Origin of the sequence: uncultured Clostridium sp. (assembly GCF_910588715.1) — a bacterium.
Classification (GTDB): Bacteria; Bacillota; Clostridia; order Clostridiales; family Clostridiaceae; genus Clostridium.
Genome location: NZ_CAJURG010000003.1, coordinates 179328 through 194333, shown reverse-complemented (window position 1 = coordinate 194333; position 15006 = coordinate 179328). Strand labels below are relative to the sequence as shown.

The window sequence follows — 15006 nt, the reverse complement described above, 5'->3', positions numbered from 1 at the left end:
TATATAATATTTATTATATAAAACCAAGGGGGAAAATTTATGATAGATGTACATTCTCATATAATAAATGAAATAGATGACGGTTCAAAAAGCATTGAAATGACAATAAGCATGCTAAAAAAAGCGGAGCAATCAGGAACTACAGATATAATTGCAACACCTCACTTTATGAGAGGAAGATTTGAAGTTGAGTATAGAGATGTAGTTAAAAGAGTGGAAGAGTTAAAAGATATAGCAATAGAAAATAACATAAATATTAACATATATGCAGGTCAAGAAGTTTACTTTAGTAAAAATATATTAAATTATTATAATGATAAGATGATAGGAACAATTAACAACACAAAATATATGTTAATAGAATTTCCAATGTTAGAATTTAATATTGATGAAGCAATTAATACAATATATGAATTACAAATAAGAGGAATAACACCTATAATAGCTCACCCAGAGAGATATAGACAATTTATTAAAGATCCATCATTAATTAATAGTTTTATAAAAGAAGGAATGTTATTTCAATTAAATGCAGGAAGTATAGCAGGTGGTTTTGGAAAAGATGTTAAAAAAACTGCAACAAAATATTTAGAAGATAATATATATAGCTTTATTGGATCTGATGCACATAGAGATATTGGTAGAGATACTAATATGAAAGATGCATTAGAAATTTTAGGTGAAAATAAAGTAAATGAATTTATTAATAATGGTAGACTAATGCTTGAAAATAAAGATGTACATTTTAAGGGGAGTCTAGTTAAAGAAAAAAAGAAGTTTTTAGGAATTTTCTAAAATGCGAATTACTTAATATAGGAATACTTAACCTATATTAAGTAATTCTTTTTTTAATCTTTAAGTATAGTATAAAGTTTATTTATTATCGAAATTAATTCACGTCTTTTCTTTGGATAATTTAAGTTATTATTTATGCAGTATCTATATAGGGTAATATTAGGAGTTAAATAGGAAATCTTAATTAATTTATATTCATTAGGTGGAAGAGTTTTTAGGATATTTTTTAGTAAATTATTTGTATCAGAATTTATTATATGTTCTTCTAAACTAAAAGAATCACTAATCATATCTGCAATTTCAGTATCTTCATATATAGAAATATTAAGGCTAGATTCGTTATTGTATTTAATTTGGTTACGAGCTAAGTTTTTAAAAGTATTTTTAATAGAATTGATAATATATGAATCTATATATTCATTACCTTTAGATAAATCATATTTATTAATAGCAGTAATTAGAGATATATTTCCTATTTGAATTAAATCTTCTTTATCAAAGTTTTTAATTTTATATTTAAAGGCATATTTCCTTATAAGTGGTTGATATTTTTCTATTAAAAAAGGAATAGCATTTTTATTATTATTTTTGGCTTTACATAATATATTAAATATATCTTTATTATAGTTATTGTTTATTTTATTCTCTGAATTTAAAACTTTCAAAATAATACCCCCTTATTTTATAAATTGTACATAGTAAAAAAACAAACAAAATAATACAAACACATGTTCTAGAGCATGTGTTCATTATAACATAAATTGGATTGGGTGTAATATTAAAATCAAGAAAAAAGAAAATTTATTTTTTATAAGAGAAAAAATGATAAAAAACGTAAGACATTTTTCGACATGATAAAATAAATGAGTAAATACTTTTAAAATTATTTATATTAAGTAAAATTAAAAAAATATATTAAAAAATAAAAAAAGAAAAAGTATTTTTTGCAAAAATATACAAGTAAGTGATGAATAATATTTACAAGGAAAATATATCGTATATACACAACCTTTTATACAAATGCTTTTTATGATATAATAACTAGGAGAAAATTAAGATAATTTTAAGAATTTATATGAATTAAATGAGAAAAATACTTTGATTTATTAAGTTTTTTATATCAAAGTAAATAGTGGAATTTTTATAATAAATATATTATGTAGATTTAAGAAGGTTAATATAGTCTAGGGAAGGGGGATAAAGATGAATGATATAAAATTAGACTGTGAAAAACAATCTATTAACGGATCTGGATTTTATGAATTTACTAAAAGGCTTATAGACATTACCTGTTCTCTTATTGGTCTAATTATACTTAGTCCTATATTTATTATTACTGCAATTATTATTAAGGTTACTTCTAAGGGTTCTGTGATTTTTTCGCAAAAAAGGGTTGGAAAATGTGGTATAGAATTTGATATGTATAAGTTTAGGTCTATGGTATTTAATGCAGAAGAACTTAAGAAAGGGTTAGTATCAAAAAATGAAATGTCAGAACCCATGTTTAAGATGAAGTGTGATCCTAGGGTTACTAAAATAGGAAAGTTTATTAGAAAAACTTCTATTGATGAATTGCCACAGCTTTGGAATGTTCTTAAGGGAGATATGAGCTTAGTTGGACCTAGACCAAGTTTACCGCAAGAGGTAATGCATTTTCAAAAATGGATGTACAAGAGATTAAGTGTTAAACCAGGATTAACTTGTTATTGGCAAGTAAGCGGACGAAATAAGATTGACTATGAGGAATGGATGAAACTGGATGTTAAATATATCGAAGAAAGAAATATTTTTATTGATATTAAATTAATTTTTAAGACTATAGTAGTTTTGTTTAAAAATACAAATGCTTATTAGATTTGTATGTAGGCAATTAGGATAAATGATAAATTTCTATCAGATATTTAAACTGTTTTATATTTTATATACTATAGTACTAATTTTAAATATTATGGTATAGAAAAACTCTATATAAATAACTATATAACAAATACAATTATTCATATAGAAATACTTAAGTGAAAATATATTAATCATATTCATCCATTATGCTATTAGGAAAATAAGAATATGGATTAGAAAATTTATTAGTAGTTTTTTTTTCTTTTAACTTTATTTTAACTTCTTCTGAAGATAATGCACATTCTGGACAACAGTATGAGTAAGTTGTTAAGGAGTTTTTATTAATTATATCTTCTATAATAAATCCATTTTCTCTTTTAAATTCACGATTACAAAAGATACATTCTCTCCAAAATAAGAATGATTTATATCTTTTTACTATAGGATAGCTTTTTCTTTCTCTTATCATAGTATCCTCCTAAAATAAATAAACATTTTATTTGTTAATTATAGCACATATATAAACAAATATGAATTAAGATTATATTTTAAAATTTGAGGTTTAAGAGATGGTTATTTATATATGGATTAAAAGAAACTTAACAAAAGGAGAATATCAATAATGAAAACTTTAATAAATAGTTTGAAATATGTAGTTATTGAAAACATACAAAATATATATAGAACTTTTTGTATTGTTAAATATGAAATTTTAGCAGAAAATAGGGATTCTAAGCTTGGAATGTTATGGAGCATTTTAGATCCTTTAATTCAAATTTTTGCATATTGGTTTTCATTTGGGTTTGGAATAAGAGGAGGAAAGCCTGTTAATGGAGTTGATTATATAAATTGGATGTTAGTAGGGCTAACTCCTTGGTTCTTTTTAAGTGCATCAATAAGATATGGGACAAGTTCTATATATAAAAAAATTAATATAATTACTAAAATTAAGTTTCCAATAAGCATTTTACCAACAACTATAGTATTTAAAGAGTTGTTTAATCATTTAATAATGGTGACGGTAATTATAATTTTTATATTATTTAATGGTGTTAGTTTAAATTTAAATAGTTTTGGAATAGTATATTATATTTTTTGTGCAATAGCATTTTCTATTTCATTAACAATGGTTACTTCAGTAGCAAATATGTTTACTAGAGATGTAGGAAAAGCAATAAATGCATCGATGAGATTATTGATGTTTATTACACCAATATTATGGACTATGGAGAAGTTACCAATTTGGGCTGTGAATATTATGAAATGTAATCCGTTGTTTTACATTATAGAAGGATATAGAAATAGTTTGCTTTTTAATAACAGTATTTTAATATATTCGAAAATGACATTAATATTTTGGATAATAGTAGTACTTCTATTTTCAAGTGGGAGCTTATTAATGTATAAATTTAAGCATAAGTTTATAGACTTAATATAAATGGAGTAAGTAAAATGAAAGAAAATTGTGCTGTAGAATTTAAAAATGTTTGCAAAATATACGATATAAAAAGAAAAGGTAATAAAAAGAATTTTGTTAATAATAAAATAAACCAAAAATTTTATGCTTTAAAAAATGTAAGTTTTTCTATAGATAAAGGAGAAATAGTTGGGATATTAGGAACTAATGGTTCTGGTAAATCAACTTTATCATCGATAATTGCAGGAATATCGGTTCCAACGTCAGGAGATGCAATTATAAAAGGAGAGCAATCTCTGATTTCAATAAATACAGGGCTAAATAATCAGTTAACAGGAATAGAGAATATAAAAGTTAAAGGAGCTCTTCTCGGACTATCAAAATTAAAAATTGAAGAAATAACTCAAGGGGTTATTGAATTTTCAGAATTAGGAGATTTTCTTTATCAACCAGTAAAGAGTTATTCAAGTGGAATGAAATCGAGATTAGGATTTGCAATATCAATAAGCTTAGATCCAGATATAATAATTATAGATGAAGCTCTATCTGTTGGAGATAGTAGCTTTGCAGCTAAATGTATAAATAAAATGGAGGAGTTTAAGCAAAGAGGGAAGACTATATTTTTTGTTAGTCATTCATTATCTCAGGTTAAAAGTTTTTGTAATAAGGCTATTTGGATTGATGGTGGAGAACTTAAGCAATATGGAGATATAGATGAGATTGCTCAAAATTACTTTCAATACATAAAAAATATAAAAGAAAAGTCAGATGAAGAAAAGCAAAAATTTAATAAAGAAATTTTTGAAAAAAGAATAATTTCTGTTGAAAAAAATAGAAGTATTAAACTATTTATTGAAAAGTTAAAAGATAAAACTAATTTAAGAAAATATAAAAATAGATATATATCATTAGTTATAATATTTATTTTTATTATAACTACAGGGGGTATAGGATTAGGAATGAATAAAAATAAATCTAAAACTCCAATAAGTGAGGAAAATTTAATTGTAGATAATCAGGTTGTTGAAAAATCAAATATAATGAAAGATTATAGTTTTTTATTTTTTATTGAAGGTGAGGATGTAGGTGAATATAAAAATTCATATAGAACTTACTTAGATGACAAAAGTGGAAAAACGGTTTATGCAATTACTAATTTTAGCATTACAAGTGATGGCAAAATTAATATTACAAATATTCCAATATCATTGCAAGTTTATTATGATAGTTTAATGATATTTGATGAAATTAGATTTTGTGATTTAGTTGGACAAGAAAGTGCTTTAAATATTATAGAAAACAATATTGTTAATAAAAAAATTGATAATGTTTTTTTTATTAAACAAGAAAATTTAAAAGAATTTATATCTAACTTAGGATTTGAACTACAAATTTCTAATAATGACTTTGTGTTTAAGTGTGATGGTAAAGAATATCAAGTAAATAATAGTATAATTAATAATGATAACACGGATAATTTTAAAGAAATTATTAATTTTATTTTTAATAATTTAATAAAGTTAAATAATGAAGAAAGAGTTGTATTATTATCAAAATTGTTTGGAAATGATAATGAGCAATTAAGAGAAGCTTTAAATATTATTAATGCAAATTCTGGCAATGATATAAATATTAATTTCAATGATTTTAATACAGAAAGGGTTCTATTAAAAGAAATGATTTCTGAAAGTGATTATATGCTGTTAGAAAGTGATAACCTACTTCAAAAGGAAATCGTTGTTTTAAATAAGGATGATGTAAATCAAAATATATGCTATAAGGCTTTAATAGATAAAATAAGAATAATAAAAGAAGAGAATGAGCAAAAGGAAAAGCAAACTATTAGTAATGATGATTTAAATAATTATGAACGTCCATCAACATCACAAAACTCAACTAATGGACAGGGAAATGTACAGAATGGAAGTCAATCACGACCACCAACACCACCAATAGAACCTGAGGTACCTCCAGTTGAAGGTCCGTCAGAAGGATCAGAAGAATCACCGATAGAACCAGAAGAGCCTCCGATAGAACCAGAAGAGCCTCCGATAGAACCAGAAGAGCCTCCGATAGAACCAGAAGAGCCTCCGATAGGATCAGGAGAGCCATCAGTAGGACTAGAAGGAGAATCTGAAAGCTCAAATGAATCAACAACAGGTTCGGATATACAACAAGAAAAATTAGAAGAATAAAATAGTATTGAGATCAAACCTTATAGTAAAAGTTAATAATTAAAAATTAATTTAAATAAAAAATAATAATATAGGGGAGTTTAGAGATGAAAAAGGTTATTACATATGGAACATTTGACTTATTCCATGTAGGACATTTAAATATTTTAAGAAGGGCAAAAGAACTAGGTGATTATTTAGTTGTTGCAGTATCAAGTGATAAATTTAATGAAAGTAAAGGGAAAAAAGCTTATCACTCTGTTGAAGACAGGGTAAAAATATTAAAATCAATTAAATATGTTGATGAAGTAATACTAGAAGAATCATGGGGACAAAAACCAATAGATATAAAAAAGCATAATATTGATGTTTTTGTAATGGGACATGATTGGAAAGGTAAATTTGATGAATTAAAGGAACATTGTGAAGTAGTTTATTTACCTAGAACAAAGGGAATATCAACAACTAAGATAAAAAATGATTTAATGGTAGGATAATATTTTTTTGTAGTATAAATAAAGGAGAATAATATGAAGAAAGTAGCATTTATAGGTGGAGGAAGTTTTGGAACTGCATTAGCCATTTTATTATCAAAAAAGGGGATTCAATCCAATGTGTTTGATATAGACAAAGATGTTGTAGATGATATTAATATAAATAGAAAAAATGATAGATATATAAGGGGACTGTATATTAACGAAGAGGTACGTGCATTTACAGATTTAAATGAAGCAATAGACAATGTAGATTATTTAGTGTTATCAGTACCATCACATGTAGTTCGAAACATATGTAAAGAATTAAATGATAAGTTAAACAGTAATACTATCATAATTAATATTGCAAAGGGAATTGAGAATGAAACATATTTAAGATTGTCAGAGGTAATTGAAGAAGAATTGGAAAATCCAGTAGTAATTTTATCAGGGCCTAGTCATGCGGAAGAAGTTGCTTTTGATATTCCAACTAGTGTAGTGGTGGCATCAAAGAATATTAAAGCGGCAGAGGAAATTCAAGAGTTATTTATGAGTGAAAATTTTAGGGTATATAAAAGTCAAGATGTTATAGGCATTGAGATTGGGGGTGCAATAAAGAATGTTATAGCATTAGCAGCAGGAATATGTGATGGAATTGGTTATGGAGATAATACAAAGGCAGCACTTATATCTAGGGGAATGACAGAAATAGTAAGGATAGGAACAAAATTAGGTGGGAACTTACAAACTTTCTTTGGATTAACGGGAATTGGAGATTTAGTGGTTACTTGTGCAAGCAGACATTCTCGTAATAGAAAAGCTGGTTATTTAATAGGCAAAGGAGTTAATATTGATGATGTAATAGATGAAGTTGGAATGGTTGTTGAGGGAATAAAAGCAACAAAGGTATTTTTTGATTTAAAGGAGAATTTAAATATAGAAATGCCAATAATAGATGCAATATATAAAGTAGTATTTGAAAACTTAGAAATAGATAGTGCAGTTAAAATGTTATTAACGAGAGATAAAAAAGATGAAGTATTTATATAAAAGTCTTTTTAATATTAATATAGTGAAATATTTAATAAATTATTATAGAAATATAAAGAATAATAAAATTATAATTTTTTTTAGAGTTATATTAAAATATTTAATCTATAAAGAGTATAGAAATTTAGTGAAGTATACAAATGACTATCAAAAAAATTTGATACTTGATAATACAATACTATATCAATCTTTTGATGGAGAAAGAATGGGGGATAGTCCATTTGCAATTTTTTTAGAGTTAATATCAAATGCTGAGTATGCAAGTTATACTCATATATGGGTATTGAATGATATTAAAAATTGTAAGGAAGAGTTTAAAAATTTAAAGAATGTAAAGTTTGTTAAATTAAATAGTAGAAAATATTTTAAGTTTTTAGCTACTAGTAAATATTTAATTAACAATTATACTTTTCCTAATTGTTTCATAAAAAAGGATAATCAAATATATTTAAATACTTGGCATGGTACTCCTTTAAAGTTTTTAGGAAAAGATATGGATGGAACAGTAGGCCAATATAAAAATATTCAAAGAAATTTATTGCAAACTACACATTTGGTTAACTCAAATAAATATACTGCAGATATAATCTTGGATTCTTATGATATAAGAGGATTATATTCGGGATATTTATTGGATTGTGGATATCCAAGGGTAGATATAACTCTAAAGTGTGATAGGATTAATTTAAAAACTAGATTAAAAATTAATAATTATAAAAAAATAATACTTTACGCTCCTACTTGGAGGGGAGAATTAGGAAAAATTAAGGATAATATAAATGAAATAATTAATGAATTTAAAATAATCAGAGATACATTAAGTGAGGAATATTTAGTTTTATTAAGGGTTCATCCATGTGTTACGAAAATAATTAAACATTATGGATTAGAAGAAAATATTATTCCTGATTATATTGATACAAATGAATTAATATCAATTGTTGATATACTAGTAACAGATTATTCCAGTATCATATTTGATTTTATGATTACTAAAAAACCAATATTATTTTATGCTAATGATATCGATGAGTATATAAAAAATAAAAAATATTATTTAAATTTAAAAGATATGCCAGGAAAAATATGCTCAACATTTTCAGAATTAATTAGTTCAATAAGAAATATAATTCAAATATCAAGTGATTATGAAGAAAAATATAAAAAATGTTTGAATAATTATTGCTATAACGATGATGGAAATTCAACTAAAAAAGTAATAGATATGTTATTTAAAGGTAATTTAAAAAATACATATAAAGTAAAAAATAATAAAAAAAATATAATAATGTATTGTGGTGGGTTTTTAAATAATGGAATAACAACATCAGCAATAAATTTACTTAATAATATTGATTATAGTAAATATAACGTAGTTATTATTGAAAATGGCAAGAGAAACGTTATAAGTGATGGTAATATGTGTAAGATAAACAAACATGTAAATATTATTTTTAAATCTGGAAGAATGAATGTTACATTGAGAGAAGATATGGCTAAACGTAAATTATATAGCAATCTAAATAACGTAGAAGATTCAAATACACTTAAAAGCCTATATTCTAGAGAAGCAAAAAGACTATTTGGAAATATAAAATTTGATATATGTATAGATTTTTCAGGATATGTAAAACATTGGGCATTATTTTTTGCTTATGGAAATTATGAGAGAAAAGTAATATACCAACATAATGATATGATGGCTGAATACAACAAAATAATTAATGGTAAATATAAGCATAGAGATAACTTAAATATTATATTTAAGTTGTATAGGTATTTTGACTGTATAGTCAGTGTTTCAGAAGAAATAAGAAAAATAAACTATGAAAATATATATCTTATTTGTCCAGAAATAGAAAATAAAACTTTTTGTGTGAATAATTCTATAAATTATGAAAGAATTTTAAATTTAAAAGATAAAAATATAGGTTACACTAATGATATTATAAGAGACTATTTTAATAATCATGAATTAAAATTTTTAAATATAGGTAGATTATCACCAGAAAAAGATCAGGAAAAATTAATAAGAGCCTTTAAAAGAATATCTTTAGAATATAAAAAAGCATATTTATATTTATTAGGGGAGGGATATTTAAGAGAATATTTGAATCAAATAATAGTAGATTTACAACTAGAAGATAGAGTATTTTTTTTAGGTCAAGTAGAAAATCCATTTCCTATAATAAAAGAATGCAATTGTATAATATCATCGTCTGTCCATGAAGGACAACCAATGGTATTACTAGAAGCATTGGTATTAAAAAAGAATATTATAGCTACTAATATTGAAGGAAATAAAAGTGTCTTAAAAGATAGATATGGACTCTTAGTGGATAACTCACAATATGGATTATATTTAGGCATGAAAAAATATATAGTTGAAGGATTAAATAATAATGAGTTTAATTATATTGAGTATAATAAAAATTCAATGAATATGTTTTATAAAAACGTATGTAAAGAAAATAGTTATCTAAAGGTAGGAGAAATATAGTTTATGAAAAAAGTAGTAGTAAAAGTAAAGAAAAAAATGAAAAAAGAAATTAAAAAAGCTATAAAAGTTATTAAAAGGTATACTAAAAATGAAGAAAAGGTACTGAAAGTAGAAGCAAAGAAACCAGCAGCACCTAAAAAGGATAAGGTTAATCAAAAATTGACAACATCACAACAAAAGTATAAAAGTGATAAAAATTATAGATTACTTGTTGATTATACAAATCATTGTAATAAACTAAAATTAGATGATAAAACAGTATTATACGAAGCATTTCATGGAAAAAATATGTCAGATAGTCCTTTAGCTATATTTAAAAAGTTATTAAATAATCCTGAATATAGTGATTTCACTCATATATGGGCACTGAACGATATAAATAACTGTAAGGAAGAATTTAGAGATTTACCAAATGTTAAGTTTGTTAAGGTAAATACTAATGATTATCTTAAAGCATTAGCATCTTCAAAATATTTGATTAATAATACAACATTTCCTCCATATTTTATAAGAAAAGAAGAACAAGTTTATGTAAATACATGGCATGGAACACCTTTAAAGACTTTAGGAAAAGATATGAAAGGAAGTATTGGACAACATAAGAATATTCAAAGAAATTTTTTACAATCAACACATATGATTAATCCTAATAAGTATACAAGTGATGTTATAATAGATTCCCATGACTTAAGAGGTCTTTATTCAGGTTATATAACAGATTTTGGATACCCAAGAATAGATTTAACATTGAATTGTGATAAAGAAATATTAAAGGAAAGATTATCTATTGATTCTAATAAAAAAGTATTATTATATGCACCAACTTGGAGAGGAGAGGTTGGTAAGGTAGAAGGAGAAATAAATAAATTTATTGCTGATTATAAAAAAATGAAACAAGAATTAAAGGATCAATATATAATTTTATTAAGAGTACACTCATTAATGTATAAGTATTTAAAAGCTGAAGGATTAGAAAAAAATGTAGTGCCTGAAAGTATAGATACAAATGAGCTATTAGGAATAGTAGATTTGTTAGTAACAGATTATTCAAGTATAATGTTTGATTTTATGGCTACTAAAAATCCATTGTTGTTTTATGCATATGATAGAGAAGAATATGAAAGTAGTAGAGGAACATATTTAAATTTAGAGAATATGCCAGGGGAAATATGTAAAACTATTGATGATGTAATTGATAGTGTAAAAGATATTGAAAAAATTATTAATGAAAATAAAGAAAAATATATTAGTTGTATAGAAAAATATTGTTATAATGATGACGGTTTAGCTACGGAAAGAGCCATAGATTTTATTTTTAAGAATGACATTTCAAGAGCATATAAAGTTACTGATAATAAGAAAAATATAATAATGTATTGTGGAGGTTTCTTAAATAATGGAATAACAGCTTCGGCTATAAATTTATTAAATAATATTGATTATGATAGATACAATGTTGCAATTGTAGATAAGGATAATTATGATGAAGAATCTAGTTTTAATTTTAATAAAATAAATAAAAATGTTAAAAAAATATATAGGGTTGGTTCTATGAATCCTACTATAGATGAGAGTTATAGACAATTAGTAGTTTTTAAGGACGGTTTAAAAACTACTATTGAAAAAGAGAAGAAGTTATACAGCCTATATAAACGTGAAAATAGGAGATTATTTGGAGATACTAAATTTGATATTGCTATTGATTTTTCTGGATATGTTAAGTTCTGGACTTTAACATTACTTTGTGGAAACTATGACAGAAAAGTTATATATCAACACAATGATATGATGGCTGAGTACCATAAAAAAATAGATGGTAAGTATGTTCATAGACAAAATATGAAGGTCATATTTCCGTTATATAATTCTTTTGATGCAGTTGTTTCTGTAGCTAAACATACTAGGGATTTAAATGCTACTACATTACAATATACTGTAAAAAAAATAAAAAGTAAAATTTGTTATGTTCATAATTCTATTAATTATAATAAGGTTTTACAGGATTCAAAAATATCTGAGTTTTATAAATTTGACAATGAAAATTACTATATACTAGACAAGGAAATTGAAAATAATAAATTAAAGGTAAATGGAGTATTAGCACCAAGTAAAAGTGATGTTAACTTTGTGAATGTTGGAAGATTGTCACCAGAAAAGGATCAGGCAAAGTTAATAAGAGCTTTTGAAAAGATTTCTAAAAAATATGATAATACAAAATTATATATTTTAGGAGATGGAGTTCTTAGAGGCGAATTAGAAAAATTAATATTAGAATTAAATTTGAAAGAAAAGGTAGTAATGCTTGGACAAGTCAAAAATCCATTCGCTTTTATAAATCAGTGTAATTGTTTTGTATTATCTTCTAATCATGAGGGGCAACCAATGGTGTTACTTGAGAATTTAATATTAGGGAAGGATATAATTGCAACAGATATAGCTGGTAATAGAAGTATATTACAAAATGGATATGGGCAACTAGTTGATAACAGTGAAGAAGGATTAATTACTGGATTAGAAAACTATATTGAAAATAGGCCTAAATATAAGAGGTTTGATTATATAAAATATAATATAGATGCAATGCAAATGTTTTATGAGAAGGTGTGTGGAGAATAATACTTTATTATAAATAAGTTTATAGAAAGTCGTACATTTAAGATAGTGTACGGCTTTCTAAATATTTTTAATCTACAAGGGAGAAATTATGACTGTTATAATTAATAGAATTGAATTTGATTATAAATCGGGGAAATTTGATTTTCAAGGTAAATTTAATAAAAAAAGTGAATCTAATAGATTTGCAAAACTTTGTTTTATAGAAAGACGAATAGGGGCTGGGAATAAAATATTTAATCCTAAGAAGGTATTTTTTGATATAGATGTAAATGAAGATGAGTTTTTTATAAATATAAATTTAACTAATGATTATGAGTTTTGTAAAGGAGTGATATGGGATGCATATATATATACCTAATGACGAAATGTATGTAAGATGTGAAATTTTGGAAAGTTTAAAATTTAAAGCTAATTTTTCAAAATTTAAATTAATAAATAGGTATATAAAACCATATAAAACTCAAAATAATAAATTATCTATTCATAGTAAATATTTAATAAATGATGATGATACTGTAGCTCTTAAATATGATAATAATGGGTGTATATTATTTAATAATGATATTCTACAAAAGGTTAATGAACCAATAACTTTAGTGGCAAGAAAAAGAATAAATGGTAAACTATTTAGCAATTTTAAAGAAAATGTTATAGAAATTTTATTATTAAATAAAAACTATAATATAAGTGAAGCTAAAATTACTAAGGATATTAATGATGGTGATATTTTAGATTTTTTTATAGTAATAAATATAAATACGGAATATGAAGAAGAATATAGATTAAGAATTGATAAGTGTTTTAATGATTATAGAAATTATAATGAAATATTAAGTTATAAGTTCTATAAAACTAAAAAAAATACTTTAGCGTGTTACTTTAAGGGAATAAATCGTTGTGAAATAACTAGTATTTCTATAGACAACAATAATGAATTATTATTAAATATTAAAAATAGCAAATTGAATTTTAATTATATTAATATGGAAAAATATATTACCTTTTATAATTCTATAAATAATTTTTATTTAAGAGAAGGTATAAGAGTTAAGAGTAATAGTAGGATTATTTCGAATAATATATTACAAATGAAATTAAAATTAGATGATATTATAAATTGTAACTTGGAAAATGAAGTCATTATACAATTAGGGTTTAAAAGTGATTTAAATGAAAATATTATTAATTATTGTAGTATGACATGTAGTGATGAGAATTTAATTGAAGAAAATAATAATTACAGTGTAACATTAAAGAGAAACATTTTTCATGAGGCTGTGTTTAAAATTAAAAAGAAAATGGGAGTAAATAAAATAGCTATACTTGGAAGTTGTTTTTCTAGATTAGCATTTACTTCTAATGAATATTTTAATTTAGAGTATAAGAATAAATACGAAGTAGTATATACACAATTTTATTCTTCACTTATATCTATTATGAATTCAATAAAAAAGGATTTTAATGAAAGTTTATTTAGCAAATTAAATGAAAAATCAAAGAGATATGTACAAAATGATTTTAATAAAAGTTTTTTTGAAAATATATTATTAAGTAAACCTGATTATTTAATAATAGATTTTTATATTGACTCTCAAAAAGGTATAATACAATTTGTTGATGGTACTATTATATCCGTAACTCCATATATAGAAATTAGTGACTTTTTATATAATTTAGATTATAATGATAAAGTTTTATGTTCAAGTGATATAGAATTATATCTTCCTATATGGATAAATGCAGCACAAAAATTTGCACAGGAGATTGTTAAATATATCCCAGAGGATAAGATAATAATTAATTATATTAAAGGTACGGAGAAGTATAGAAAAGTAAATGGAGATATAGGAGAATTTAGTGAGCATATTGAATTTATAAGGAAGTCAAACTCTATGGTTCAATGGATGAATGAATATATGCAAAGATTGCTTCCAAAGTCTCAAGCAATTTATTCTAATAAGATAAACTGTATTGGATACGAGAAACATCCATTTGGAAACACTTCAAACCACTTTGAAAGTGAATATTATAAGGAATTTTTAAATTTACTTGATAAAAAAATACAAAAGTAGTGTAATGTTTTATAAGACTATCAATTCTTCTATAAAATTTTGAAAGTTAATAAAATATGGAGAGGTA

At 24.1% G+C, this 15006-nt stretch carries 12 protein-coding genes; 10 read left to right on the top strand and 2 right to left on the bottom strand.

Annotation, left to right across the window (positions count from 1 at the left end; all coding sequences use genetic code 11):
* The first annotated feature begins 39 nt into the window (after positions 1–39).
* Positions 40–795 carry a CpsB/CapC family capsule biosynthesis tyrosine phosphatase gene (locus QZ321_RS07360; protein ID WP_291747204.1) on the top strand — a complete coding sequence of 252 codons (756 nt, stop codon included), beginning with the start codon at positions 40–42 and terminating at the stop codon, positions 793–795.
* A 53-nt stretch (positions 796–848) separates the two neighbouring features.
* Here QZ321_RS07360 and QZ321_RS07355 read toward each other — a convergent pair whose 3' ends face one another.
* The gene (locus tag QZ321_RS07355; protein WP_291747201.1) at positions 849–1460 is read right to left on the bottom strand and encodes a sigma-70 family RNA polymerase sigma factor; all 612 of its coding nucleotides are present in this window, start codon (positions 1458–1460) and stop codon (positions 849–851) included.
* Between the two features lie 538 nt (positions 1461–1998).
* On the opposite strand from QZ321_RS07355, the gene QZ321_RS07350 reads away from it, so the two are divergent.
* A complete protein-coding gene (locus QZ321_RS07350) occupies positions 1999–2649 on the top strand; it encodes a sugar transferase (protein ID WP_291747199.1) in 651 nt (216 codons plus the stop codon).
* Between the two features lie 172 nt (positions 2650–2821).
* Here QZ321_RS07350 and QZ321_RS07345 read toward each other — a convergent pair whose 3' ends face one another.
* Positions 2822–3103, bottom strand: a complete 282-nt coding sequence (locus QZ321_RS07345; RefSeq protein WP_291747196.1) for a hypothetical protein — start codon at positions 3101–3103, stop codon at positions 2822–2824.
* A gap of 153 nt (positions 3104–3256) precedes the next feature.
* Between QZ321_RS07345 and QZ321_RS07340 the strand changes: the two genes are divergently transcribed.
* The 8 genes from QZ321_RS07340 (at position 3257) to QZ321_RS07305 (ending at position 14939) form a co-directional block, all read left to right on the top strand.
* Positions 3257–4072 carry an ABC transporter permease gene (locus QZ321_RS07340; protein WP_291747193.1) on the top strand — a complete coding sequence of 272 codons (816 nt, stop codon included), beginning with the start codon at positions 3257–3259 and terminating at the stop codon, positions 4070–4072.
* 14 nt (positions 4073–4086) lie between these two features.
* Complete coding sequence (locus QZ321_RS07335; protein ID WP_294196494.1) at positions 4087–6246, top strand: ATP-binding cassette domain-containing protein; 2160 nt, start codon at positions 4087–4089, stop codon at positions 6244–6246.
* 86 nt (positions 6247–6332) lie between these two features.
* Positions 6333–6722, top strand: coding sequence for a glycerol-3-phosphate cytidylyltransferase (gene tagD, locus QZ321_RS07330; RefSeq protein ID WP_291747187.1), 390 nt, complete (start codon positions 6333–6335; stop codon positions 6720–6722).
* Between the two features lie 33 nt (positions 6723–6755).
* Positions 6756–7751 (top strand): NAD(P)H-dependent glycerol-3-phosphate dehydrogenase, encoded by a 996-nt coding sequence (locus tag QZ321_RS07325; protein ID WP_291747184.1) that lies wholly within the window; start codon positions 6756–6758, stop codon positions 7749–7751.
* 127 nt (positions 7752–7878) lie between these two features.
* Positions 7879–10251: a glycosyltransferase gene (locus QZ321_RS07320; RefSeq protein ID WP_291747181.1), complete on the top strand. Its 2373-nt coding sequence runs from the start codon at positions 7879–7881 to the stop codon at positions 10249–10251.
* Between the two features lie 3 nt (positions 10252–10254).
* Positions 10255–12867 (top strand): glycosyltransferase, encoded by a 2613-nt coding sequence (locus QZ321_RS07315; RefSeq protein ID WP_294196491.1) that lies wholly within the window; start codon positions 10255–10257, stop codon positions 12865–12867.
* An 88-nt stretch (positions 12868–12955) separates the two neighbouring features.
* Positions 12956–13225, top strand: a complete 270-nt coding sequence (locus tag QZ321_RS07310; protein WP_294196490.1) for a hypothetical protein — start codon at positions 12956–12958, stop codon at positions 13223–13225.
* Positions 13206–14939: a DUF6270 domain-containing protein gene (locus QZ321_RS07305; protein ID WP_294196488.1), complete on the top strand. Its 1734-nt coding sequence runs from the start codon at positions 13206–13208 to the stop codon at positions 14937–14939. Before QZ321_RS07310 ends, QZ321_RS07305 begins: the two co-directional genes overlap by 20 nt.
* Positions 14940–15006: the final 67 nt, after the last annotated feature.